30 protein-coding genes, 1 pseudogene and 1 riboswitch are annotated in these 25750 nt (G+C 47.0%); of the genes and pseudogenes, 3 read left to right on the top strand and 28 right to left on the bottom strand.

Annotation, left to right across the window (positions count from 1 at the left end; translation table 11 throughout):
• Window positions 1-11: 11 nt before the first annotated feature.
• The 15 genes from AMS66_RS31220 to AMS66_RS31150 all read right to left on the bottom strand — a co-directional run bounded on the left by AMS66_RS31220 (window position 12) and on the right by AMS66_RS31150 (window position 13770).
• Window positions 12-770: a peptidoglycan recognition protein family protein gene (locus tag AMS66_RS31220; protein ID WP_053784460.1), complete on the bottom strand. Its 759-nt coding sequence runs from the start codon at window positions 768-770 to the stop codon at window positions 12-14.
• Entirely contained in the window at window positions 770-1195 is a 426-nt protein-coding gene (locus AMS66_RS31215; protein ID WP_053784459.1) for a phage holin family protein, read from the bottom strand. The genes AMS66_RS31220 and AMS66_RS31215 overlap by 1 nt, the downstream gene beginning before the upstream one ends.
• 167 nt (window positions 1196-1362) lie before the next feature.
• A complete protein-coding gene (gene ytfJ / locus AMS66_RS31210; protein ID WP_053784458.1) occupies window positions 1363-1857 on the bottom strand; it encodes a GerW family sporulation protein in 495 nt (164 codons plus the stop codon).
• Window positions 1858-2128: 271 nt separating this feature from the next.
• Complete coding sequence (locus tag AMS66_RS31205; protein WP_053784457.1) at window positions 2129-2860, bottom strand: DUF2953 domain-containing protein; 732 nt, start codon at window positions 2858-2860, stop codon at window positions 2129-2131.
• A 189-nt stretch (window positions 2861-3049) separates the two neighbouring features.
• Window positions 3050-3712 (bottom strand): SMC-Scp complex subunit ScpB, encoded by a 663-nt coding sequence (gene scpB / locus AMS66_RS31200; RefSeq protein WP_053784456.1) that lies wholly within the window; start codon window positions 3710-3712, stop codon window positions 3050-3052.
• A complete protein-coding gene (locus AMS66_RS31195) occupies window positions 3681-4481 on the bottom strand; it encodes a segregation and condensation protein A (protein ID WP_053784455.1) in 801 nt (266 codons plus the stop codon). The genes scpB and AMS66_RS31195 overlap by 32 nt, the downstream gene beginning before the upstream one ends.
• A gap of 102 nt (window positions 4482-4583) precedes the next feature.
• On the bottom strand, window positions 4584-5051 hold the full coding sequence (gene ribH, locus AMS66_RS31190; RefSeq protein ID WP_024630943.1) for a 6,7-dimethyl-8-ribityllumazine synthase: 468 nt from the start codon (window positions 5049-5051) through the stop codon (window positions 4584-4586).
• An 89-nt stretch (window positions 5052-5140) separates the two neighbouring features.
• A complete protein-coding gene (locus tag AMS66_RS31185) occupies window positions 5141-6379 on the bottom strand; it encodes a bifunctional 3,4-dihydroxy-2-butanone-4-phosphate synthase/GTP cyclohydrolase II (RefSeq protein WP_053784454.1) in 1239 nt (412 codons plus the stop codon).
• A 56-nt stretch (window positions 6380-6435) separates the two neighbouring features.
• Complete coding sequence (ribE, locus tag AMS66_RS31180; protein WP_053784453.1) at window positions 6436-7104, bottom strand: riboflavin synthase; 669 nt, start codon at window positions 7102-7104, stop codon at window positions 6436-6438.
• Window positions 7105-7144: 40 nt separating this feature from the next.
• Window positions 7145-8248, bottom strand: a complete 1104-nt coding sequence (gene ribD, locus AMS66_RS31175; RefSeq protein ID WP_053784452.1) for a bifunctional diaminohydroxyphosphoribosylaminopyrimidine deaminase/5-amino-6-(5-phosphoribosylamino)uracil reductase RibD — start codon at window positions 8246-8248, stop codon at window positions 7145-7147.
• A gap of 358 nt (window positions 8249-8606) precedes the next feature.
• Window positions 8607-8770, bottom strand: a riboswitch (FMN riboswitch).
• Between the two features lie 149 nt (window positions 8771-8919).
• Window positions 8920-9351, bottom strand: a complete 432-nt coding sequence (locus tag AMS66_RS31170; protein ID WP_053784451.1) for a peptidylprolyl isomerase — start codon at window positions 9349-9351, stop codon at window positions 8920-8922.
• A gap of 223 nt (window positions 9352-9574) precedes the next feature.
• Window positions 9575-10906, bottom strand: a complete 1332-nt coding sequence (lysA, locus tag AMS66_RS31165; protein WP_053784450.1) for a diaminopimelate decarboxylase — start codon at window positions 10904-10906, stop codon at window positions 9575-9577.
• 104 nt (window positions 10907-11010) lie between these two features.
• On the bottom strand, window positions 11011-12678 hold the full coding sequence (locus tag AMS66_RS31160) for a spore germination protein (protein WP_053784449.1): 1668 nt from the start codon (window positions 12676-12678) through the stop codon (window positions 11011-11013).
• Between the two features lie 26 nt (window positions 12679-12704).
• Window positions 12705-13127, bottom strand: coding sequence for a stage V sporulation protein AB (locus AMS66_RS31155; protein WP_053784448.1), 423 nt, complete (start codon window positions 13125-13127; stop codon window positions 12705-12707).
• On the bottom strand, window positions 13114-13770 hold the full coding sequence (locus AMS66_RS31150) for a stage V sporulation protein AA (RefSeq protein ID WP_053784447.1): 657 nt from the start codon (window positions 13768-13770) through the stop codon (window positions 13114-13116). The genes AMS66_RS31155 and AMS66_RS31150 overlap by 14 nt, the downstream gene beginning before the upstream one ends.
• A gap of 384 nt (window positions 13771-14154) precedes the next feature.
• On the opposite strand from AMS66_RS31150, the pseudogene AMS66_RS31145 reads away from it, so the two are divergent.
• A pseudogene (locus tag AMS66_RS31145) lies at window positions 14155-14385 on the top strand (EamA family transporter); the annotation flags it as partial.
• 88 nt (window positions 14386-14473) lie between these two features.
• Here AMS66_RS31145 and sigF read toward each other — a convergent pair.
• From sigF to AMS66_RS31090, 11 genes are all read right to left on the bottom strand, one after another.
• Entirely contained in the window at window positions 14474-15229 is a 756-nt protein-coding gene (gene sigF / locus AMS66_RS31140) for an RNA polymerase sporulation sigma factor SigF (RefSeq protein WP_024630954.1), read from the bottom strand.
• Window positions 15230-15243: 14 nt separating this feature from the next.
• Complete coding sequence (gene spoIIAB, locus AMS66_RS31135) at window positions 15244-15699, bottom strand: anti-sigma F factor (protein ID WP_053784445.1); 456 nt, start codon at window positions 15697-15699, stop codon at window positions 15244-15246.
• Window positions 15696-16049, bottom strand: coding sequence for an anti-sigma F factor antagonist (gene spoIIAA, locus AMS66_RS31130; RefSeq protein ID WP_036663380.1), 354 nt, complete (start codon window positions 16047-16049; stop codon window positions 15696-15698). Before spoIIAA ends, spoIIAB begins: the two co-directional genes overlap by 4 nt.
• 143 nt (window positions 16050-16192) lie before the next feature.
• Entirely contained in the window at window positions 16193-17314 is a 1122-nt protein-coding gene (locus AMS66_RS31125) for a D-alanyl-D-alanine carboxypeptidase family protein (RefSeq protein ID WP_236703710.1), read from the bottom strand.
• Window positions 17315-17617: 303 nt separating this feature from the next.
• Window positions 17618-18442 carry a purine-nucleoside phosphorylase gene (locus AMS66_RS31120; RefSeq protein ID WP_053784443.1) on the bottom strand — a complete coding sequence of 275 codons (825 nt, stop codon included), beginning with the start codon at window positions 18440-18442 and terminating at the stop codon, window positions 17618-17620.
• Between the two features lie 179 nt (window positions 18443-18621).
• Entirely contained in the window at window positions 18622-19512 is an 891-nt protein-coding gene (locus AMS66_RS31115; protein WP_053784442.1) for a tyrosine recombinase, read from the bottom strand.
• A gap of 73 nt (window positions 19513-19585) precedes the next feature.
• Window positions 19586-19828 (bottom strand): DUF4227 family protein, encoded by a 243-nt coding sequence (locus AMS66_RS31110; RefSeq protein WP_053784441.1) that lies wholly within the window; start codon window positions 19826-19828, stop codon window positions 19586-19588.
• Window positions 19829-19985: 157 nt separating this feature from the next.
• Window positions 19986-20453, bottom strand: coding sequence for a ferric iron uptake transcriptional regulator (gene fur / locus AMS66_RS31105; protein WP_024630961.1), 468 nt, complete (start codon window positions 20451-20453; stop codon window positions 19986-19988).
• Between the two features lie 108 nt (window positions 20454-20561).
• Window positions 20562-21191, bottom strand: coding sequence for a stage II sporulation protein M (spoIIM, locus tag AMS66_RS31100; RefSeq protein ID WP_053784440.1), 630 nt, complete (start codon window positions 21189-21191; stop codon window positions 20562-20564).
• Window positions 21192-21382: 191 nt separating this feature from the next.
• Complete coding sequence (locus AMS66_RS31095) at window positions 21383-22600, bottom strand: endonuclease Q family protein (RefSeq protein WP_053784439.1); 1218 nt, start codon at window positions 22598-22600, stop codon at window positions 21383-21385.
• 2 nt (window positions 22601-22602) lie between these two features.
• Window positions 22603-23178, bottom strand: coding sequence for an NUDIX hydrolase (locus tag AMS66_RS31090; protein WP_053784438.1), 576 nt, complete (start codon window positions 23176-23178; stop codon window positions 22603-22605).
• Window positions 23179-23299: 121 nt separating this feature from the next.
• Between AMS66_RS31090 and AMS66_RS32590 the strand changes: the two genes are divergently transcribed.
• Window positions 23300-23434: a Z-ring formation inhibitor MciZ gene (locus tag AMS66_RS32590; RefSeq protein ID WP_144424653.1), complete on the top strand. Its 135-nt coding sequence runs from the start codon at window positions 23300-23302 to the stop codon at window positions 23432-23434.
• Between the two features lie 124 nt (window positions 23435-23558).
• Here AMS66_RS32590 and AMS66_RS31085 read toward each other — a convergent pair whose 3' ends face one another.
• Entirely contained in the window at window positions 23559-24692 is a 1134-nt protein-coding gene (locus tag AMS66_RS31085; protein WP_053784437.1) for a tripeptidase T, read from the bottom strand.
• Between the two features lie 83 nt (window positions 24693-24775).
• Here AMS66_RS31085 and prli42 point away from each other — a divergent pair, with 83 nt between their 5' ends.
• Window positions 24776-24877, top strand: coding sequence for a stressosome-associated protein Prli42 (prli42, locus tag AMS66_RS32585; RefSeq protein ID WP_090810668.1), 102 nt, complete (start codon window positions 24776-24778; stop codon window positions 24875-24877).
• Between the two features lie 26 nt (window positions 24878-24903).
• Here prli42 and lipB read toward each other — a convergent pair whose 3' ends face one another.
• A complete protein-coding gene (lipB, locus tag AMS66_RS31080; protein ID WP_053784436.1) occupies window positions 24904-25611 on the bottom strand; it encodes a lipoyl(octanoyl) transferase LipB in 708 nt (235 codons plus the stop codon).
• Window positions 25612-25750 lie beyond the last annotated feature (139 nt).

Below are 25750 nucleotides of genomic sequence, written 5' to 3'. Positions count from 1 at the left end.
TTATCGTCCTCTCAAGCTTTTTTGCGTCTGCGTTCATCAATCAGAACCTTCAACATGAGCAGTTCCCCGTAGGTCAGCTTCTTCTTTCGTACTTTCTCCACCCATGCCCATTCGTCAATGATTTTGTCGTTATAGGCATCTCCTATGAATTTATCAAGTTCATTCCATGTCCATTGAGCATAATCCAGCACTTTATTCATATCATCATCCTCCTCCATGGCCACTTCTTCCTTAAGTGGATTCAATTTAAAATTGACTGCTTGCTTAAATCTTTCATATTCCTCAGGGGTTTTGATCCAAGGTAGTGGGCATTCCTTCCACCCAACGACTTCTTTATGTGTAAAAAACACATTGGGAAAGCTACGTTCTCTAATCAAATATACTGCCAGGTCTACAACGTTATTAAATGTATCCTCATGGATGCTGCCATCCTTCTCGATGCACATTTCAATTCCCACCGTACTATTGTTGGGATACGTTCCAAGATGGGCTAGAGCTTCCTTCGTGTAGGTCTCACTGCCGCAATGGTATGCAAGTTCATCATCAGGAAGGCTGTTATAAATGGAGATTCGATCTACAGAGTAATGTGCACTTGCATAACGACCTTTTCCAACTTGCTGAGCTAGGCTTGCAAAATATGTACTGATGTTTTTGGCCGATGCTCCTGGGGAAGCGGTATAATGCATAACAATTCCTCGTTTTGCCTTCAGTTTCATTCCCGCTCGACTGTATTTATTAATAGGTATGTAGTCCTTTGTAATTGGAAGCATTATATCTTCTCCTTGCCTTCAGCTTGATTATCTTCCTCACCCCGAAGCTTGAAAAGAGCAGAAGTGATAAATTTAGGTACAGGAAGTCCCAATTTTCCCATATTCTCGAGAATGCTTATTCCTTCAGTACCGATGATGAACATCAGCATGGCATCTCTCATAAAGTCGTTCGAATTGCCAGCAACAATATCCAGTTGATGAGCAATAATGACGAATACAAATGTCAATGTCTTACGGGCAAGTCCCCACCATCCGATCCTACTGGAAAGTTCTTTTTTGTACCATGCAGATAACACACCTGTGATGTAATCGAGCCCCACAAAAATCGTTACTGCAATAAACAGGTGATCCATCCCTCCAACCAAGTACACCATGGCAGACAATAGCCATCCAAATAAAACGGTAAAGATCGTATCTCTCTGCATTTTGCCTTCCCCCTTCACATCTTTTTCATGTTTAGATTAGGCGGAACAAAGAGATAAGTCTCATTAGATATTGTTCCCTTTGGATATACTCCTCAGCATTTCACATAAGAAAACAGCAAAAATCCCTCTCGCACATGCGCTGCGGAAGGGATCTTAACCGAATCATTTTAGCTGTACGTAGAAGGATCAGGTGTTGCAGGTATGCCAGATTCTGGAGTTTGTGCTGTATTCCGACTCTGGAACATGTTCTGAATTCTATCCATGACATACGGGGTGGAATCGATCAATTTCTCGAACAGATGAGTTGAGTTGTCAAGCGGCACGATGTGAACGCCCTGTTTGCCAACCACCAGGAACGCGATCGGACGAATGGATACACCGCCACCGCTTCCGCCTCCAAATGGTGAGGCAACCGATGCGGAGCTGGCATGTTCAGTAGTACTGCTTCCGCTACTTCCGCCGCTTCCACCTTTGCTGTTTCCATCACTCACATGAAAATCACTTCCACCCGCAGCGAACCCGAATCCAACTTTACTTATCGGCAAAATCACGGTACCATCAGGTGTTTCAACCGCATCGCCCACGATTGTATTAACATCCACCATGGCCTTGATATTTTCCATTGCGGTTTCCATTAAGCCTTGAATTGGATGATCTGACATTTAAATTCCCTCCAGTTTCAATTTAAGCTAGGTTTGATCTAACCATATCATCCCCAAACTTGAAGGGACTTATGTAAGCCAGCCATTTAACTAAACCTCAATACTTCAAATCGCTGACTCGGCAAAATAAAACCCGGCAGTTGCAAGCAAACTGTGGAAAGTTTTCGCATACTCGGTTACTTCTTAACTACCGAATAGATCCAGCCAAGGCGCATAATTCCACCCGCCGTCATCTTCATGAAATCAGTATAACACGGGGACAAACATACACTTATGTGTGCGATTTACTGTGTTGCTTCTTAAGCTTCAGCTTGCGTCTGCGGCGTTGTTCTTGTAAAAGTTTGAACCACATCCGCCATCCTCCCTCTACTTGAAGCACTCGGGTTAACAACGTAAGTCCTGCGATTATGACTGCTGTAATCCGGATCTTTAGTTTCCAATCCAGCTCAGTTTGAAACTCCATCTCATCTTCCCACACAGGCACAACTTGTAACTTTGGCGTTTGTTCAAAATGGATTTGATAAGAGAGGTATCCAATGATAATCGACTTGATACTCCACACCCAACCTATAAGAACAGCGGTATATGCTGCATCGCCCACGCCAATGCGAGTAGCCCAGGACAAATGAGTCATATGTACACGAGTGAGCGTTTGCTTGATCCAGAGCTTTAATGCTTCCGTTGCCCTGAGCATGATTTTTACATCCTTCGCCCATTTTTTTACTTTCCGTTTGTTAACACGCTCGCTGCTCTGGGCTTCTCCCCTCGAATGATTCATTCGCTGCTCCGTCTTCACCAGGAAACCTTCCTTCATATTACGAAAGACAATACTAGGAATTTCATAGTTAATACGCACAATGCCATATAGCAAACGAACCGTAATCTTGGCATAATCATCATGATTGTGTTTCCTGAATGTAAAATGCACATGAACATACGAGATGAGGACTGCGACAAGAAGCAGTGCGATCAACAAGCCGATTCCTCCAAGCCAAATCCACACAGGCCTTACCTCCAAGCCCTCAATTCTTTTCTCGTCTAGTATGACACTCTATATAGGAAAAAATTCACGTCTGACCTGAAAATTCCATTTAATCTTTGGACCACCACCTTGCAATCCATTCCGCATGCCACGTCAAAAAAACCGGCCCCCCAATAGGGTACCGGTTTTGGATCGATCCAGACTGCAAAGTTATGAATCCAAAGGAATATCTTCATTATTTATATCATTTGCATTTGTATCGTCTTCGAGATTTGTACTATCCAGGTCCAGATCCACATGCTGCACATCCAATTTTTCAAAGAGCAGCTGAGTTTCTTCCTCCAGGTTTTCGGAATCTTCAAACAACCCTGGCTCAGGAAGATCTTTGAGCGAAGCCAAACCAAAGTAATCCAGGAAAGACTTGGTAGTGCCATATAGAATCGGGCGTCCAATCGCCTCAGCTCGTCCCACTTCCAGAATGAGATCCTTATTCACAAGTGTATGGATGGCGCGTTCGGACTTTACGCCACGGATCTCCTCAATCTCCACCCGCGTGATGGGCTGGCGATACGCCACAATGGCAAGCGTCTCCAGGGCCGCCTGGGATAAGGAGGTACGTGCAGGTGAATAAGCCAATTTCTCAAAATACGCCGCATGTTCCGGTAACGTACCCAGTTGGACTACCCCTGCAAGTTTAAGAATTTGTACACCACGTCCCTGATTGGCAAATTCAGCGATCATTTCCTCAATCGCATCCGACACCAGTTCGATACGTTGATCCACGATTTCGGCGATTTGTTTGATACTCAGACCTTCTTCTCCGGACAAAAACAGCAGGCCTTCAATAATCGATTTCAGTTTCGGAAAATCCATGATTCTTTGTTTCCCCTCTCCACTCCATAACGATATCCTCAAACATCCGCTCCTGATAACAGACAATCTGCTTCATCTTCATCAGCTCCAGCACCGCCAAAAAAGTCACGACAATCTCATGCCGATAAATTTGGTTATCCAGCAGCTTGGAGAATAGCAGCCTGCCTCCCGGGCCCATACTTTCCAACGCGCCGATGACATCACGAATGCGATCCTTAACCGAGATTTCATCCCGCTGGATCCGAGTTACGGTTGTCCGCTTCTCCGCCTTGCGCAGCGCCTTCTGGAAGGCAGCAATCAGGTCCGAGGTATGCAAACCCTCAACCGGATTCGATTGTGCTTCTACAGGCATATACGGCCGCAAATCCTCGGGCTCTTTGGAGAAAATAAGGCTGCGTTCCCACTCCCGTTCGTGCAAGTGACGCGCAATTCCCTTGTATTTGCGATATTCAATCAGACGTGCAATCAGTTCTGCACGTGGATCATAATCTTCATCTTCCATATATGCATAATCCTCAAAGTCCTCGATTACCGGTGGTTTGGGCAGTAATAGTTTGCTCTTGATCGACAGAAGTGTTGCCGCCATTACCAGAAATTCACTCGTAATATCCAGCTCCAGCTCCTGCATCGAATGCAGATACGCCATATATTGATCGGTAATATCGCTGATGGGAATATCCTGGATATGAATCTCTGCCTTATCGATCAGATGAAGCAGCAGATCCAAAGGCCCTTCAAAAGTCTCCAGTTTGTATGTAACTACCGTCACTAGACGAATCCTCCCGCCAGAAAAATAAAAACCCCCGCTAAGCCGCCGAATCCGGTCTCCCGTTTTCGTCTGCGCAGAGCAGGGCACTATATTAAATAAGCACTATTTTAGCTGTTTCGTCAAGTTCGCCATTTCAATTGCGGCAGTAGCTGCATCCCAGCCTTTGTTTCCTGCCTTTGTTCCGGCACGCTCAATGGCCTGTTCAATATTCTCTGTCGTAACCAGGCCAAAGATTGTTGGCACGCCTGTTTTCAGGTTGATTGCGGCTACACCCTTAGCCATCTCATTGCACACATAATCATAATGTGTAGTTGAACCACGGATAACCGTCCCCAACGTAATGACAGCATCGTATTTGCCACTTTCGGCCATTTTCTGTGCAATCAACGGAATTTCGAAGGCACCTGGAACCCAGGCTACATCTACTTCATCATCTTGAACACCATGACGTTTGAACGCATCCAGTGCTCCGCTAAGCAATTTACTTGTAATGAACTCGTTAAAACGTCCTACGACCACTCCATATTTTAATCCTTCCGATACCAAATGTCCTTCAAAAAAGTGTGGCATTCAAGTCATCTCCCTAATTGTATTATATGATCTACACAGCTAATCTTCGGCAAAATATTTCAACTCTTTTTTACCGTCAGAAAAGCTACTCAGTTTTTTTCTTCATTCTGCTCGATATCGTCGAACTTCAACATATGACCAAGCTTCGCCTGCTTCGTGTGCAAGTAGACTGTATTCTCTTCGTTCTCTTCCATCTGAATCGAAACTCGTTCCACCACTTCAAGCCCGTAACCTTCAAGTCCTTTAATTTTGCGTGGATTGTTGGTTAACAACCGGATTTGACGAACGCCAAGATCCTTGAGAATTTGGGCACCAATTCCATAATCACGAAGATCGGCGGCAAATCCAAGCTTCAGATTGGCATCCACGGTGTCCAGACCTTCCTCTTGCAGTTTGTAGGCTTTGAGCTTGTTGATCAGTCCAATACCGCGGCCTTCCTGTCTCATATAAAGCAGGACGCCATTGCCTTCGTCATGAATCTGTTTCAATGCTGCATCGAATTGTGGACCGCAGTCACAGCGATGAGAATGGAACACATCTCCTGTGAGACATTCCGAGTGCACGCGGACCAGAACAGGCTTGGAACCGTCAATTTCGCCTTTAACCAAAGCGATATGCTCTTTATTGTCCACCGCATTTGTATAAGCTACCGCCTGGAATTCACCGAAGTCCGTAGGCATGCGTACAGCCACTTCGCGTTGAACCAGCTTCTCCTTTTCATTCCGATAACGAATCATGTCCTGAATGCTGATCAACTTCAGATCATGCTTGCGAGCGATCTCCTGAAGATCTGGAAGTCTGGCCATCGTGCCATCTTCCTTGATCACTTCACAGATTACACCTGCCGGATAGGAATCACACATAATGGCGAGATCTACAGCCGCTTCCGTATGTCCCGCGCGCCGTAGCACACCACCATCTTTGGCGATAAGTGGGAACATGTGGCCCGGCTTACGGAAATCTCCACTTTTCGCTTCGGGATCAATCAGACCTTTCACGGTAATGGAGCGTTCATGAGCCGAGATGCCCGTTGTGGTATCTTTATGATCTACAGAGACGGTAAAAGCCGTCCCATGAAAGTCTGTATTTTGCTGAACCATGGGTTTCAGGTTGAGTTCGTCGGCACGTTGCTGCGTAATGGGAACACAAACCAGACCTCTGCCTTCGGTAATCATGAAATTAATCACCTCAGGTGTAGCCTTTTCGGCCAAAGCGATAAAGTCGCCTTCATTCTCCCGATCCTCATCATCCACCACAATGACGGGTTTTCCCCGCATGAGATCGTAGATAGCTTCCTCTATAGAATTCAGAATGGATTGCTCTGACATAGGTCCCCCTCCAGTTTCCATTTCAATATATTTGTATTTGGTATTTAACTGATTAGTTAAGCAAATCCGTGATTCGCGAGAAAATCCTCACTGATACTTCGCGGCTTACCTAGATCATTCTCCTGATGTCCCTTACCATAGTGGAGCAGATGATCCACATATTTACCCAAAATATCACACTCAATATTGATGGTATCACCCGTCTTTTTGACATTTAATACGGTCTCACCAATGGTATGTGGAATAATGGATACAGTGAATGCAGCCTGTGAAGTATGCACAACCGTTAGACTGATTCCGTCCAGAGTTACAGACCCTTTGGGTATCAGATATTTAAACAACTGCGTATCATCAGGTTTGATCTCGAAAACAATTGCATTCTGATCACGTGTAATGTTACCGATGACTCCAGTACCATCAACATGGCCCTGAACGATATGCCCGCCAAAACGGCCACCTGAGAGCATGGCTCTCTCTAGATTGACTTTGCTGCCGGATTGCAATTGACTGAGATTGGTATGTCGATAAGTCTCGGGCATCACATCGGCAGTAAAACCGCCGCCCTCCAGGGTTGTCGCAGTTAAGCATACCCCGTTTACAGCTACACTATCGCCAATCTTCAAGTCGTTCATGATGGCGGAAGCTCCGATGTTCAGGACCATCGCCTCGCCTTTCCGACCTATGCGCCGGATCTGACCGACTTCTTCCACCAAACCGGTAAACATGCTACCGCCTCCTTTATTTATTTCGTTATCGTAAACTCATTTATTCAGGCCAAACCGGAATTCCGCCAATGCTGATATTATCTCCAACTTGCTCAATTTCCAGCTGATGTAATTGAATCGCCTGGCTCATGCGCTCCACACCTTCGAAGCGGAAACTGCCTGGTGTATCGTATCCTCCGACAATTTTCGGAGCAATAAACATAAGCAGTCGATCTACCAATCGTGCTTCCAGCATGGACCCATTTAATGTGCCCCCGCCTTCAAGCAGAATCGAACCGATCTCACGCTCACCAAGCTTGCTGAGTGCACTCAGCAGATCTACACGTGGCCCAGGACCACAGCGTATAATCTCCACACCGTAGGCTTCCAGCCGCTCAGCCGCTTCAGAACTCGCCTCATCCGTTGTAAGCACCCATGTGGGTACAAGTCCATCCTTAACCATTTTGGAGCCTACAGGCAGACGAAGCTTGGAATCCACCACGATTCGCACCGGGCTGATGCCTTCCACTTGCAATCTTGTCGTGAGCTCCGGATTGTCTGCAATCACGGTTTCTACACCAACCATAATGCCCTGATGTCGATGACGAAGGGCATGCACGATCTCCCGAGCCGACTCGTTGGAGATCCATTTGCTGTCCCCGCTACGAGTTGCAATTTTGCCATCCAGTGTAGAGGCCGTCTTTAAAGTCACAAAGGGGAGACCTGTTGTGATGTATTTAATGAATTTCTCATTCATCCGTCTGCCGCGCTCACGTAGTACACCAACTTCGACCTCAATCCCTTGTTGACGAAGCATGCTTATACCTCTGCCGGATACTTGCGGATTTGGATCTTCGCAGCATACGACGACACGTTTCACTTTTTCATGAATGAGGCGTTCACTGCATGGTGGAGTCTTGCCATAATGGCTACAAGGTTCGAGTGTAACGTACACTGTACTGCCTTCTGCATCACTGCCCGCCATGTTCAGCGCATGAACCTCCGCATGACCCGTCCCCCGTTTGAGATGACTTCCAAGGCCCACGATACGTCCTTCTTTTACAACGACACAACCTACTACCGGATTGACTCCGGTCTGTCCTTGTGCCCGTTCTGCCATATCCAGTGCCAGCGCCATATAAAATTCATCATTAATCATTTCCAAGTCCGTTCACCCCACGGTTAAAATCTCAGTTATAGACCTCCCTTCCAACAGAGAGGCATGTTCCATATCCAATAAAAAATCCCCGTCGAACAAACCGTTCGATGGGGATGATGAGAGACATGTGTCACCAGCAGTACTATTGATACAGTGCCAACAACACATCGCCCAAAACTTCATTTCAGGCAAGTGAAAGCAAACACATACCTTAATGAACTTCAATTACAGGTAAAGAGCTTCTATGATGTGGCATATGTATGAAGATAGCCGGAATTAACCGGATTTCTCCCTGCACAGTAAATGAATTCGTCAAAAACTGTACAGCAACACTACTGCGGAATGCCGCCCCTAAGGACAGCACCCTCTCCTTCTCCCATCCAGACTATACTGTCGGTTCTGGAATTACACCAGATCAGCCATCTGCCACAGGCAGACGGGTCACGGACTTTGCATTAATGCTGGATAGATATCCTCACATACTGCATCACCGCCGGTAGGGAATTACACCCTGCCCTGAAGGATTCGTTGCGTTATTAATTGGATGTTAGCACTTTAACGCCAAAAAATCAATTGTTTTTTGTTCCTTTTTGTCACATACTAACTTTTAATAAGCTTTAGTGTAACAAAAAAACCGTCTCGCATATTGCGAAACGGTTTGCATACAGGAATACCAATTAAGCTTCTACAACTTCAACGGTTTCCATTTTGTCTTTACCTTCAAGAGCATCCACGAATTCCATACCTTTGGTCACTTTGCCAAATACGGTATGTTGTCCATCCAAATGTGGTTGCGGTTGGTAGCAGATGTAGAACTGGCTTCCGCCTGTGTTACGGCCTGCATGAGCCATAGCCAACGTTCCGCGCTCATGTTTGTTCGGGTTGATTTCACAGTTGATTGTGTAACCTGGGCCACCTGCACCGCTACCGTTAGGGCATCCGCCTTGAGCTACAAAGCCCGGAATAACGCGGTGAAATGTAAGACCGTTGTAGAAACCGGAGTTAGCCAGTTTCTCAAAGTTCGCTACTGTGTTTGGAGCTTCTTGATCAAACAGATCGATCAGAACTTCTCCACCGTTTGCCATTTTGATTTTCGCTTGTTTCGCCATATGTAAATGACTCCTTTCGTATTGACCATCGTTAATGGTGCCAGAACGCATGACCCTGGGCCAAGCTTTATAGCACTTTTCTTAGTGTACACCGAAATTGGATTGATCGCAAAATAATCAGCAAGTTTTTTTCGAAATCCAGCCCTAGAGATGCAAAAGAAGACAAAAAAGGAGTGTTCTTTTTTTGTCTTCTTCATATAAAACTCCGCTATTTAAACTTAAATTAACGGGTAACTGGCTGTTTTGCGATGCGCTCAGGTACCAGATCATTCTGAATGATGTCCTGATACGTCTCACGGCGTACGACAACATCCCCTTGGCCATCTTTGACAAACACTACTGCCGGACGACGAATCCGGTTATAGTTGCTTGCCATGGAGTAGTTGTACGCGCCTGTGCAAGCTACCGCGAGCAAATCGCCGCTTTGCACTTTAGGCAGGTCCAGATCCCAAATCAACATATCGCCGCTCTCACAACATTTACCAGCAACAGATACTGTTTCTTGGGCAGCTTCATTTGCACGATTAGCCAATACAGCTTCATATTTGGACTCATACAGCGCTGGACGTGGATTGTCTGTCATTCCACCATCAACAGCCACGTATTTACGAACCCCTGGAATATCTTTGCTTGTTCCAACGGTGTAGAGTGTTGTTCCAGCTTCACCCACGATACTACGGCCTGGTTCAACCCAGATCTCAGGCACAGCATAACCGATTTGGGCAAAATGATTTTTCACTGCATCCGTGATGGCTTTCACGTACTGTGAAACTTCAAGTGGCGTATCTCCATTGATATAACGGATACCGAAGCCACCGCCCAGGTTAACCACTTTGAAAGCAACGTTAAGACGCTCATACACAGCTGCTGCAAATTCAGCAACGCGTTGAACTGCCATTTGGAAACCTTCAACTTCGAAAATTTGTGATCCGATGTGTGAATGTACACCGAGCAATACCAGATTAGACTGCTTGGATGCCAATTCAATGGCTTCAAATGCCGTTCCGTTTCCGATATCGAATCCAAATTTGGAATCCGTTTGTCCTGTCGAGATATATTCATGCGTATGCGCTTCAACACCAGGTGTCACACGCAGCAAGATGTTCACCTTGCGATTTTTATCTGCGGCTACAGCTTGCAGCAAGTGCAGTTCATTGAAGTTATCCACAACGAAGCAGCCAATCTCTGCATCAAGCGCCATTTCGATCTCTTCCAATGTTTTGTTGTTGCCGTGGAAGTGAATCCGCTCTGCCGGGAAACCAGCTTGCAATGCTGTGAACAATTCACCATCGGATACAACATCCAGAGAAAGTCCTTCTTCCGCAGCAAGGGCACACATGGCCATTACGCAGAATGCTTTACTTGCATAAGCAACCTGGAAACCCAGGCCTGAAGCACGGAACGCGTCCATGTACTCTCTGCAGCGCTCACGAACCAATTGCTCGTCCACAACATACAGGGGAGTTCCAAATTGTTCTTTCAGGACAGTTGCGTCGACTCCGCCAATTTCCAGATGTCCCTGTGCATTTATTTTACTTGTACCATGTAAATACATAATCTGCATTCCTCACTTTTTTATATACTGGAACAGCTGTTATTCCAATGATTTTACACCAGTATATCAAATTAGAAAATGAGAAGAATGGATTTTTCGGAAGATCATTTGTGTTTTTTACTTTTTTGCAGTTCCCCGTCCGGATCATTGTCCATTTTGGTATTGTCGCGCGTTTTGTTTATTGAAGGACGTTTTTTATTCTCCAACAGAGGTAAACGGAACAAAAAGTTACCCAAAGCCTTTGCATTAAACGGTATGAACGGCCAGAGATACGAAGAGTTGTACGAGCGATGCAAGGTGAGGGCTATGATAATGAACGTCGTCCCGACAACGAATCCAGGAACCTTGAACATCGCCACAGCCACCAACAAAAACAACCTAACCAACCGGTTTGCCAAACCAAGCTCATAACTGGGGGTTGCAAACATGCCGATCGCGGCGATAGCCATGTACAGTACAACTTCATTTACAAAATAGCCTGTTTTCACGGCGATATCCCCGACCAAAATGGCCGCAATCAAACCCATGGCCGAAGCGAGTGGCGTAGGGGTATGAACAGCTGCCATCCTTAATAAATCCACCCCGAATTCAATAAGCAGGAACTGCAAAATCAGCGGCAGTTGTGCATTCTCGTGCGGACCGATGAACTCCATTCCTGCTGGCTTAATGGCCGGGTCAATAACCATCAACAACCATAATGGCAACAGAAAAAGCGAAATCAAAATACCTCCAAATCGTACCCAGCGCAGATAGGTTCCCATAAACGCCGTCTGTCTGTTCTCTTCCGCATGCTCACACAGGTCAAAAAAGGTCGTGGGTAGAATCATCACACTGGGTGATGTATCTACAAAAATAACAACCCGTCCGTCCATGAGATGAGAAGCTGTCACATCCGGTCGTTCCGAATAACGGACCAACGGATACGGGTGCCATCCCTTGTTAATAATCGCTTCTTCAAGCTGCTTGTCGGCAGCAGGGATACCGTCGATATTCACCCGTTTGATTTTTTCACGAACGGAATCCACCTGAACCTTGTCCACGATATCGTCAATATATACAACACAGACATCCGTTTGAGATCTCCGACCAACCTGCATAATTTCAAATTTTAATCCAGGGTCCCGTATTCTTCGACGCACTAACGCCACGTTGGTCAGAAGTGTCTCCGTGAACCCGTCTCTTGAACCACGCACCACTCTTTCCAGTGAAGGTTCCTCTGGTGAGCGTACCGGATAGCTACGGGTATCCATAATAATAACGGAACGATCCCCTTCGACAAACATGGCACTCATGCCTGTAAGGACCTTGTTGATGACCGCGCTCATTTTCTCCACTCGCTCAACTTGGATATGAGGAATGTAACATTCGAAATACGACTTTAGCGCATGCCCTGACACTTGCTCCGGTGTAAGATAGGTTAACCTTTTTAACACTTCAAGCAGAATCTCATCCTTCGCAAATCCAGTCAGCAGCAACAATCCAACGTGTTTACCACCCAAGACCATTTCCCTCATATTCACATCAAAGGATTCCCCAAGTCCCAACACTTGCTGAAGCGTATATTTGTTATCACTCATACGAGGGGAAATATCGTCGTTTTCCTGCCAATATTCAACCGATTCCTCAATACTGTCAGACATTTCATTTTGCTTCTTCTTTTCGAAGGCCTTCTTTGCTTCTTCCTCCTGAATCTCATAAGGAGATTTATGCATCATCTCTTCGGATTTTGCTTCGCTGGAGTCATGCCCGTCGTTGTCCGATCGTACGTCCATTTCCCATCCTCCTTAGGCCTAACGTTCTAACGCTGGTATACAAAAAAGTCAAACAGAGAGCCTGTCATCTTCCCCAAAATCATGGCAAGCAGCAATCCAAATAAATAAGATTTCATGCCCAGTCGTTTAGCCAGTACAGGAAGTACATTAAGCACTTCAGTGAGTGCCGCAGCAAGCAGACCAATGAACACACCGCAAAATAGTCCGATGATCGGGCTGAGCAACAGCACTCCATGCACTTTCCAATGCCAAAAATCCGCGACGGTACCGAGCAGCGAACCTCCGATCAAGGCCCCTTCATACCAATGGGTTTTGTCATAGGTGCGTGTAAGCTGAGCCAATCTGGGGATCATATCGAGCACAAGAATAAGCGCAATCACACCACTTCCTACGGCGATTCCCCCCGCAATACCCAGCACAATGCTGATCGCTCCGTTAAGAACGGTCATCCGCATTCATCTCCCTGCGTTCCTCTTCATGCATACGTTCGGTTTCTTCAATCACCACATACTTATCTACATTTTGCTGATATAGAAACATTTCTACTTCCAAAGGGGTAGGTTCTTCATTCCACTTTTTCTTGAATAAATGATTGAAAAACACGGCCATGCCAAACCCGATCCCTATGGAATACGCTACCTGAAACAGATACGGGTGCTCATCCCGGCGGCCTGTAATCATCTCTACAATTCGAATCTGCACTTCCTGCATGTTTACGTCCGCATGAAAATTCATAATGGTCAAAGCTGATCCAAAGAAAAGCAGCAGCCACACCAAGATGAACAAAGATTTGGAGGGCTTGCCACTTCCCACAACCACCTCAACAAGCGTATGACCCGATCCGATTAATTCAACGGTGACATCTGGCAAGGCCCGACGGATCTGGGGAATGATCTGCAATATATCGATGAGGATCAGATTGCCGTCCTCCGGTCCGGGGCGCAGCAATTCAAGTTCAAGCAGCCTTCCTTCCTGTTCTTCGGGAGAGGTGAGCAAGTGAGCTACATCCCCAAGCTTGACACTTCGGCCCCTCTGGATACGAATACGGCTGCGCAAACGAACATAGACCGTTGGAGTGGGTGTCAGGGACATCCGAAACACTCCTTTACTGCGTAATTTAGGTTAGTATTTGAAGAATGTGCAAATTTATTACATTCTGGTTGGAAAAAGGTTGGGTGGACCGTGCGGGCGCTTCGGGATGGATCGGCCATTGGTCGCTGTTATCCCCGGATTTCTTGAATCTCCTTTATAAGGAGGAAATCCGGTGCTAAAGGCGAACGCTTCGCTCCTTTGTCCGATTCCATCCCTCCGCTGCACAGGCCCCCTTTTTTCAAAGGCCTGCAATAAATATGCTGGGGGGGGGTAGTAGGAGATTTTATAAGCTGAAAATTTGGGCTATATTTTTATCTTTGGGAAAGCCTTACGCATCGTTGTCAGGACTTCTTGTGAAGATGTTATTTCTGAAGAAGGGTTGATTTTGGAACAATGATTGCATTCTGGTTCTATATCGAAAGTTTAAAAAGCCTGACAGCGAAAGAAACGAGTCTAATGGGAAGCGCAGAGCCTCTTGCTGCCGTTGGAACCACTGTTATCTGGTTGCATGAACCTTTTGGTTTATTTCAATGGCTGGGAACCGCATGTATCATTGGATTGATAGTACTGTTGCAGTCGAATCGACCCAAACCTATCCAGGTCAACGACAAATAACCTTCTTCGCATACAAATACGCGATAGAAGGTTGTTAGTTGTCGTATATTGGTGATTTAACACCAATATTGTTGTCTGCAATCCAAAATCACTGTGCGATCTGGTCGCGGATGGATTGAAGTATTTTTTTCTCCAGCCGTGACACCTGCACCTGAGATATACCCAGCCTGCTGGCGACCTCGGACTGGGTCTGATCCCGATAATACCGGAGGTATACAATCAGCCGTTCCCGTTCACTGAGACCGCCAATCGCTTCGTTAAGCGCCAGTTTGTCAAACCACCGTTCCTGAGACTCGTCGGCAATCTGGTCCATGAGTGTAATCGGATCGCCGTCATTCTCAAACACCGTCTCATGAATGGATGTCGGCGGTTTGTTGGCTTCCTGGGCAAATACCACTTCCTCCGGAGTTACCCCCAGTTCTGCAGCTACTTCCTTAATCGTTGGCAGACGATCGAGGTGTTTGGACAGTTCATCCCTTTTTTTACGGACTTTATTCGCCATTTCCTTGAGTGAACGACTGACCTTAAGCGTACCGTCATCCCGCAGGAAGCGCTGAATTTCTCCGATGATCATTGGTACCGCATAGGTGGAGAATTTCACATCATAACTGAGATCGAATTTATCCACCGATTTGAGCAGCCCGATACAACCAATCTGGAACAGATCTTCCGGCTCATATCCCCTGTTCATAAAACGTTGTACGACGGACCAGACGAGTCTGATGTTGCAGTTCACCAGCGTATCCCGTGCTACATGGTCACCCGACTGACTGAGCGCAATCAGCCGTTTGACCTCGGCATCGTCCAAATAGGTCTGTGAAGACTGTTTCACTTCAGCATCCATAAGAACACCAACCCCTAATTATACAATGCTTTCTTGGATTCAATCCTCTTCTTCATCTTGATGGAGGTGCCTCTGCCGGGCTCACTGCTGACTTCGAATTCATCCATGAAGTTTTCCATAATGGTGAAACCCATGCCCGAGCGCTCAAGTTCGGGTTTGGACGTATACAGCGGCTGTTTGGCCAGTTCAAGATCTTCGATGCCTTCACCACGGTCTTCCACAATGATGGTAATCATGTCATCCCGAATCTCGGCTTGAATGGACACGACACCTTCCGCATTGTTGTTGTAACCGTGGATGATGCTGTTCGTTACGGCTTCCGAAATGACTGTCTTCAGATCGCTAAGCTCGTCCATCGTAGGATCAAGCTGGGAGATGAAGGCAGCAACCGTCACCCGTGCGAACGATTCGTTCTCCGACTTGGCCGCAAATTGCAGATTCATGAAATTTGTCCCCGTTCCTTCATTCATGAGACGACCTCCAGACCCGAGAGAGCAGTTCCCTCATTTTCGTAAATCGGCATAATCTTGAACAAACCCGACATTTCCAGCAAACGATACACTGGCGGATTGACATCACAGACAACCATCTTGCCGCCTTTATTCTTAATGAGCTTGTATCTTCCCAAAATGACACCCAGACCCGAACTGTCCATAAATTGCAGATCTTTCAGGCTGAGTACCAGATGCTCGCATTGTCTGCGCTGGATGGCCTCATCCATCTGCATCCGTACCATGTCAGCTGTATGGTGATCCAGCTCCCCGGATAATCGCACAATCAGAATCCCGCGGTGATGTTCCATTTCCACATGCAAGTTCACGTTTGCTCACTCTCCTCCCTGTCTTGAACAAGGATTTCTACGTTCCCGAAGGCTTTTCCTGCCCCCCGACAAAACTAGAAGAAAACCCCTAATTAACTACAAAATATGTTCAAAGAACGTACGCATGTTGCATATATCGCCGTTTAATCGAACAGGTTGGAGGTCGTGCGTTTGAACAGCTTCCACCAGCCAGCCTTGTTCACATCCTGTGGAGCTTGAATGTCGAATTCTTTAATGACTTCATTGCCCTGGTAGACGACAAGCTTACCTACACTCTGACCTGCCTTGACTGGAGCCTTCACTTCTTTTGCCATCAGCAATTCATGACGGATCTCATCCGATTTCGCACCTTTGCGCATCAGCACACTATAATTTTGTGTTGCGTTCAGCGGCAATTCGATAACCTCACCTTTTTCAATTTTCAGACTGCCCAGCAGGTCCCCTGACTTGTACAGAGCTTTCATGGTGTATTGCCCAAAAGCATAGTCAAACATCGAGGACACTTCACTGTTCCGTGTTTTGGTATTTGGTTCTCCAAGTACAACCGCGATGGTACGCAGCCCGTCCTTCATCGCTGTAGCCGAAAGACAGAACTTGGCTTCGGACGTATATCCTGTCTTCAACCCATCCGCACCGGAGTAGAAACGAACTAACTTGTTTGTATTTACCAGCCAGAATGGCTTCTCGCTATCTTTACGAAGGTAGTCCTGGTATGCACCTGTATATTTCGTAATCCCGGGATGCTTCAGCAGTTCACGGCTCATGACCGCAATGTCATGGGCGGAAGAATAATGATTTTCAACCGGCAAACCGTTACAGTTAGCAAAAAGAGTATCCTTCATTCCGAGTTCCTTCGCCCGCTCATTCATCAATTGTACAAAGGCTTCCTCCGAACCGGCAATTTTCTCAGCCATTGCTACAGAGGCATCATTACCGGAAGCCATAGCAATCCCTTTTAACATATCGTCAACCGTCATCTCTTCCCCAGGTTCCAGAAAAATCTGTGATCCTCCCATGGATGCGGCATATTCACTCGTTCTCACTTTATCCGTTAGCTTCAGCTTGCCAGAGTCGACCGCTTCAATGGTGAGCAGCATGGTCATAATCTTCGTAATGCTCGCCGGAGGCAGCTGATCATGACTGTTTTTTTCAAAAATGACGGTGCCCGTATCCGCATCCATCAAAATGGCGGAGCGTGCCGACGGGGCCAAGTCTGTTCCTCCCGCTGCTTTGGGAGTTTCTTCAGCCAGCGCGGTTGATGCCATCAGGGGCAGCAGAATACAAAGGGTCATGAACGATGCCATTATTCGTTTCTTCACTAGGGTTACCTCCTCAAATGACTTGCTTACTGCATGTTCCATGCATGTACTGCTAATCATTGTCGGCCCGATTAAAGTAAATTATTCCATGTAAAGAATGATTTCCCGAACTTTTTATGTAATCGGTGTGAAATACAAAAAACGAGCCTGTATTCACTGATCAGTGAGCGGCCCGTTAAGGAAAATAAAAAAAAGGCAACCTGTCCCAATGAATCACATTAGGATAGATCGCCTTTTATTCATGATCCGTTACATTTGTGGAATAACAGCCAACACAAGGGCAAGGAACGATTCACGCACACGCTCTGTCGTCTCCATAACCTCATCATGCGACAACGGCTGGTCCAGTATGCCGGCAGCCATGTTGCTGATACAAGAGATACCGAGCACTTCCAGGCCCGCGTGGCGTGCCACGATGACTTCAGAAACCGTAGACATGCCAACAGCATCCGCACCCAGCGTACGCAGCATCACGATCTCAGCTGGTGTCTCGTAGTTCGGACCGAGCATACCTGCGTATACGCCTTCACGTACATCAAAACCTTGTGAAGCGGCCGTGTCCTTCGCGAGCGCGCGCAAACGGCGACTGTAGGCTTCGGACAGATCCGGGAAGCGCACACCAAGCGCGGAGTCATTCGGTCCGATTAACGGATTCTTGCCTGTGAGATTCAGATGATCCGAGATCAGCATCAGGTTACCCGCTTCATATGAGGTATTCACACCACCTGCTGCGTTCGTTACGAGCAGGGAAGTCACACCCAATTCTTTCATAACACGTACCGGGAAGGCAGTCAGTTCCGGACCATATCCTTCGTACATGTGAAAACGACCTTTCATCATAACGACCGGACGGCCTTTGATCGTTCCCACCAGTAATTCGCCTTCATGTCCCTCTACTGTGGACACTGGAAAATGCGGAATATCCTGATAAGCGATGCTAACGCCATCTTCAATCAGTTCTGCCAGAATGCCAAGTCCTGAACCTAAAATCAAACCGACTTCCGGTTTAATGGAACTTTTGCTTTGGATGTAAGATGCCGCTTCCAAAATCATCTGTTGGTTTAATGCTGTCATAAGATGTTCCCCCTTGAGTTGAAACGATCCGTCTGTATCCGCAAATGACATCAATTGAAACTGCATGCTTAAATGATGTATTTGCTTATGTATAACGGCGTTTAAATGTGTTCAATTTATTTTATCCGAAATCGGATTATTGTTCCGCTTTTTTTTGCAGATTTGTATCCAAGTAAAGACTATTTTGCCCGCGGATGATGAGATTCATAAATCTCTTTCATCGTTTTGCGACCGTGATGTCCATACTGTTGCCCAGGCTGCTCCACATGACCGAGCATGTCCTGCACTGCACGCGTATCTGCTCCACTGGCAATCAGGTGAGCGGCAAAGGAATGACGAAGCGTATGTGGCGTAATTTCGCCTGAGATTCCTGCATCCACCGCTGCTTTTTTGAGCAGCTTCCAGAAGCCCTGCCGTGTTAATCTTCTGCCGGATACGTTGACAAAGAGAGCCTGCTCGTCCGTCTCATTTTTGATTAACAGGTTGCGGTACTCGTTCACATAAACACTCGCCCACTGTGCTGCAGGCGCACCTATTGGCAAAATTCGTTCTTTACCAGCACCTCCACAGCGGATAAAGCGCATGCCTGGCTGTACATCCCGTACATCCAGTGCAATCAGTTCAGATACACGAATGCCTGTCGCATATAATAGCTCCAGCATGGCCCGATCACGCACCCCTTGCGGTGAACGGGTATCGGGGGACGCGAGCAGTAATTCAATTTCTTGGATGGTTAACACCTGTGGTGGTGTCTTGTCTGCTTTTGGAGCCTCCACATCAAACGTGGGGTCCTGTAATATCTCACCACGCCGCATCAAAAAGTGAAAATAGGAGCGCAGGGATACGACGCTGCGAGCAATGGTTGCATTCGCACGTCCTGCCTGTTTCAGCTGACCTATAAACAGAATAACATGCGTCCGGCGCACCTGCTCCGCTTCCCGGATACCGTATTCTTTATCCGCAAATTCGATGAACTTGTCCACGTCCCGAAGATACGATTCCAGCGTGCTGCTCGACATCCCTTTATCCTCTTCCAAGTATAAGGCATAGGCGTGTATCGTCTGCTTCATGTACAACGCTCCTCATCTGACAGGACTGCCACACGGGCAACCTGCTTCCGTATTTGCATCCCTGGCTGTCCAGCTACTCTCCGTACCAATAGAATAAGCGGAGACGCTCTGCCATCGTAGGACGTCCTTCCCCGTTGCTTGGCCAAACCATTTCCTGAAATACTTTAACCGCATTTCCTGTTGGCATCTGATATTGGTCCACAGGTGAGATCCATCCGTTGAACAAATCCAGGACATGATAGAACAGATAAACTAATGCAGCAAAAAATACGATAAATCGAATAAAACGGAGCCCTCTCCGCAGCGATATAATCATGGGTTGTACCCCTTTCTGGTTCGAATCCGACTCGTCTAGAATCAGGGTATGTTAACGAACACAGGAATATGACATTCAGGGTAAACCTCACATCACACGCTGGACCAAAAAAGCTCTCCCGTAAAAACCGCCGGTGAGAGCTTGAAGATATGCTATGTTATTCTTCATCTTTGGGCTTCTGGTCATTTTTAGCTTTGCAACGGTAACAAATCCCATGAAAATCCAGTCGGTGATCTACTACCGAAAAGTTAAATTCCCGCTCCAGTCGCTCTTCAAGCGGTCCAAGCCAGTCTTCACGTATTTCATCCATACTTCCGCATTGAACGCAGATTAAGTGATGATGGTGATGCTTGGATGTATCTCCGCGTAGATCATAACGCGCTACACCGTCGCCGAAGTTGATTTTCTCTACAACATGCAGCTCACTCAGCAGTTCGAGGGTACGGTACACGGTTGCCAGACCGATTTCGGGAGCCTTTTCTTTCACGAGCATGAATACGTCTTCTGCGCTCAGATGATCTTCTTCATTCTCAAGAAGTACTCTTACGGTGGCTTCCCGCTGGGGCGTTAATTTATATCCTTGGGACTGTAGTTGCTGCTTAATTTTATCGATCCGTGCTTCCATTTTCTCCCTCCCCCTAGGAAATCACTGCACACTGCAACTTAACCCACTTCTTTCATTATAGGGGGAGTACATAATTAAAGTCAACATTTTACACTATCACGCGCAAAGCTAGGCCGGTAGTAGCATCGGTGTGACCCAGCGCATCATCGCAGGTGTAACCCATGTTTCAAATGACGCAACCCCTAACAGCAGCGCTGCCATAACGAGAGTTAACACCATATATGAAGCAAAAGGCTTCTGACGGCCTGGCGTCCGCTGCATCAGAACACGGTTCCGAATAATGTATAAGGAAAAGGTCATGGCTGACACACTGCAAATTAGCAGTACCGGAATCACGAATAAATTATGAGGCGCAACGGAAACCAGGGCAAACAACAGCCCTTTCCATGAATACTGACCGACAAGGTAACCCACTGTAAAACCAATGAGTACTCCTTTCAGAAAATCCAGAACCAATATGCCCGGCAGGCCGATGACCGATAAGCCCAGAATGAAGATCAGACCTACCCATTTTAGATGAAGCATGGCAATGTCCCAATAGGTTCCGGTTTCAACGACCTGTCCGCTGTGCTGTACCGTCATGAAAAAATTGCCCAGATATCCTTCAAGATCCTGGCGTTGTTCAAGGGACAGGGCATTGACCATCAGGGCGCCAAAAATGACACCCACCAGAAACAAGACAGCCACGAATACATATAAAGAGGTTTGGCCTTTGAATGTGAAGTAGGCAGAACGCATACAGGTACGGGTCCCCTTTCCGGTTATCATGCTGCAAGGATGTCGAGTGAAATCCTTATAGTCATTCTTATGAACCGGAATGCACACGTATGACTTCTTGTCCAGATTCAGATTCCTTCTCCATGACAAAATGCCGATCCCACACCCAATTACGCTAACTCACGTTGTAGTTTACTGCAAACTTCTCTTCTCTACTCTGTTCTTTCCTTGTTAGAGACCTTTCCGTAAGTGCCCCCACCTCCGGATGACAATTCCAGTTGACCATTCCGTGCCGCAACAATAAGGCCTGCCAGAACGGGTCCAACGACCTCTGTAAGTTCATCCTCACTTGTACGATGTAATACGTTCATTTCCGTACCAAAGCGGTCCAGCAGCTGGCGCAGTTTGGCTTTTCCCAAACCTGGAATGAATTCCAACGGTACCTGATAATGATACGCAGGTCGGTTTACTGTGACATGCGGTCTATCCCGATCAGCGATTGCCAATATGCGATCAAGTACACCCTGCACCAGCTTCACACTGCCACAGTGTGGACAGCGTTCTGCCGACATCGAATGTTCATCCATAATGCTCCCACAGGCTGCACAATAGGTACGATGGTATTTGCCAAGTCTCGGATCCAAACCGTAGTTGGCTGTAATGCTTCTGCCTTCCTGTCCTTTGAGTGCCATGTTGAATTCGTCAAAGGAAGGCTTCGCAAGTTGCAACTCGTTGTACTCTCGTCCAATCTTGCCCAGAGAATGAGCATCCGAGTTGGTTAGAAAAGGAACTTGATCCAGTTCCCGAATGTAACTGGCCATGGAAGAATCGGAGCTGAGTCCAAGCTCGACGGCATCAATCAGGCTTGGGTCCAGCACATCAGCCATACGAGGGGCTGTGCTGCCATATATGCCTTTATGCGGGGTAAAAGCATGTGCTGGCACGACAAGACCACCACGCGCCTTAATCTCGGCCTGCATCTCAAGCGCGGGCACATACACCCGCTGAGAGCTCAGGTTCACATTTTTCATATAACGTTTCATCCAGTCCGTGAAAGACTTCATCGTTTTCAGATCACGGAAGTAGGCCAGCATATGGAACTCCCGCATCCCTGGTTCACGCAGTTCCAGTTCCGTACCCAGCAGGATGGTTGTGTCCTGATACGCAATGCCCCCTCCCTCAAGCTCGGACATCGTGCCGTTCTCCAGCAGCTGTTCGATGTCCATCTGCACAACCGGAGAGTGGCTATCAATGACGCCGAGTAGGTGAATTCCTTTGCGATCCGAGGCTTCTCTAGCAATGTTCTCAAATGTCAGATCGCGGCTGCCACTGATTTTAACAGCTTCACCGCGCGAAGTTCGCCCAATGTGAATATGGAGGTCTGCATAACAAGGCTCCCATTCTGCAGACACTTCCTGTTGCTCACTCATCGTTAAAACCGTCCTGTCGTTCTGTAAAGATCCCATGCATACACAGCCATCATCGTTTTGGCATCACTGATCCGATTCTGATCCATTAACTGATAAGCCTCTTCAATCGTAATCTCGGACACTTCAAGGAATTCATCTTCGTCCAAAGCCATGTCTCCTGCTTCCAGCTCCTCGGCGATGTACAAATGGATGATCTCATCCGCGAAACCTGGCGACGTATAAAATGAACGCAGATGCCGCAGTGATTTGGCTACATAACCAGTCTCTTCGCGCAATTCACGTGCTGCTGCCACTTCAGGCTTTTCTCCAGGGTCCAGCTTGCCTGCCGGAATTTCCACTTCGGTACGCCCCATGGCCTGACGATATTGATCGACCACCAGCATACGATCGCCATTCAGGGCGAGGACAGCAACGGCTCCAGGGTGACGGATAATCTCACGAGTAGCGGTTTGACCGTTAGGCAGCTTGACCGTGTCGACTTGAAGGGAAATGACTTTACCTTCGAAGATAGGCTTTGTAGATATCGTCTCTTCATCAAGTTTTGGATTGGCAGGATGCTTATGATTGTTTGGGTTCATCTGTTCTTCAACTCCACTTCTTCGAATGTTGGTTTTCTTTATACGTATAAACCTTTGTTTTTTGGCATATGGTGAGCTTATAGCGATTTCAAGCAAATATAGCAAATCAGGGGGACAACTAATGAACAGTTATTTAACACCGCAATCCGTACACGTGGTCGGACAAGCCAGACAAGTCCAGCTCATACTCAAACAATGGGTTCGTGAGTGGGGCCCCGAAACCAAATTAAGCGATATGCTCGCTGGACGCAAATGATTCTGTTCAGGGTCTGTCGTACTCATGAAATATAACATGGTTTTGCCAAAAAGTCCGAACTCGGTCTAGACCGGATTCGGACTTTTCAGTTGAGAAAGGGTAGTTTCAACCCAGTCTCCTTGGATTACTTTTTACTTGCAGCCGTCTCCTGAATAATAGCCACAACCACTTGGGCCAGCTTTACAATATCCTCGGCGCGGATGCGCTCTTTCGTCGTATGAATGTCTTCATAGCCTACAGCCAGGTTGACCGTAGGTATGTTGAACCCATTGAAGATGTTGGCATCACTGCCACCGCCGGATGCAAATGTGCTAGTCTCCAGCCCCAGGCTTCGAATAGCACGCTGTGCAAGCTGAACAACCTCGTGTTCATCATGGAAGCCAAATGCAGGATACAGAATCTCACTGCGGAATTCAGCCGTTGCACCATATTTGCGGCATGTCGTTTCCAGTGCTTCACGCATCTGAGCTACTTGCAGTTCTACCTTTTCCTGCACAATGCTGCGAGCTTCAGCTTCTATCTGCACAAAATCACAGACGACGTTCAGTGCTGATCCCCCCTGGAATTTGCCAATGTTCGCCGTAGTCTCATCATCAATTCGTCCCAGTTTCATCGCTGCAATCGCTTTGGCAGCCACCTGAATGGCACTAATACCGTCTTCCGGATTCACACCCGCATGTGCGGATTTCCCATAGATCTTCATCTGAATTTCCGCTCTGGCTGGAGCAGCCACACAGATTGTACCCACAGCCCCGTTGGAATCCAGAGCATAACCGAACTCGGCTTCAATATCCTTCGGATTCATTGCACGTGCACCAATCAGACCCGACTCTTCACCAACGGTAATCACGAATTGAATTTTCCCATGAGGGATGTTGTTCTCTTGAATAGCTCGAATCGCTTCAAACAAAGCAGCAATCCCTGCCTTGTCATCTGCACCCAGAATTGTCGTGCCATCACTGCGAATCCAGCCGTCTTCACCGAGCTCAGGTTTAATTCCCTGTCCAGGTGTTACAGTATCCATATGACATGTGAAAAAGATTGGAGTTGCTTCTTCCGCACCCTCGGCTTCCCAGGTAATCACGAGATTACCTGCGCCATGTCCGGTTTTCTCCATCGTGTCGTCCTCATATACGCTGAGGCCCAGCTGGGTAAACTGTTCTTTTAACACTTTTGATATATTCTGTTCATGTGTTGTTTCACTGTCAATTTGCACCAGTTCCATAAACTGATCAATAACACGCTGCTGTTTTATCATAGGACTTTCCTACCTTTCGTCGATACGGTACAATACAATTACTAGGGTCTGTTTATTCATTTGTTGAAAGGAGTTCTCTCATCATGCAAAAAAAGAAATGGTTTCGCATCATTATCTATCTCATGCTGCTCGCCATGATTGGGTCCACCCTTTTCATTGCGCTCGAACCTTTATTGTTTGGATAGAATCCTGAAGCCTTTTGCTGTCTGATTTACAGACGGGGAAGGGCTTCTTTTTCTGTAATCCAGGTAATCTCATACGGGAAAATTCGGCTAAAGTATGGAACGATCTCCTGCGCAACCTGTTCCACAGTGTAGGTCTTGCCTGTAATATCCTCGAGCGAGGTCACGCCATACTGCTCAATCCCGCAAGGAACAATCCCCTGGAAACCTGCGTGCTGAATGCCGGAAGTGATATTAAAAGCAAATCCGTGACTCGTCACGAATCCTCGCCGGTGTTTACAGCGATTGAACTTGACGCCGATGGCGGCAATTTTCAAATCTCCGATCCATACACCTGTGTAAGCCTCTTTTCGTCCCGCTTCAATGCCCTGATCAGCCAGATAATCAATAATCATTTGCTCCAGACAACGTAAATAGCCATGTAAATCCAAGGCTTCATCTCGCCCAAGAACAAGTAACGGGTAACCTACCAATTGGCCAGGGCCATGATAAGTAATATCACCGCCGCGGTCAATTTGAAACAAGGAGATACCCTGCTCTCGCAGTTCATCTTCACTGAGAAGCAGGTGCTCCGGGTGATTCTGTGAACCGATCGTATACGTCGGTGGATGTTGGAGCAACAGCATCTGTTCCGCTCCTTCTCCCTCATCCAGTTGCTGCACAATCGCTTTCTGGCGGTTCCAAGCCTCTTCATAATCAAGCATCGGTATGTATACAACATCCAGCGGCTTGCTCATGATTTCCCCACACCCTTCTGTTTCAATGTTCATTGTATGATGATGAGTATTCATTGAAGAAAACGGGAAAAGTGCACGGCCATTGGCACATACACTTTCCCATTATCCATCTATTCAGCGATTGGCATCATTAGTAATT

This window comes from Paenibacillus xylanivorans, assembly GCF_001280595.1.
GTDB lineage: Bacteria > Bacillota > Bacilli > Paenibacillales > Paenibacillaceae > Paenibacillus > Paenibacillus xylanivorans.
This window is presented reverse-complemented; position numbering and strand designations above follow the sequence as displayed.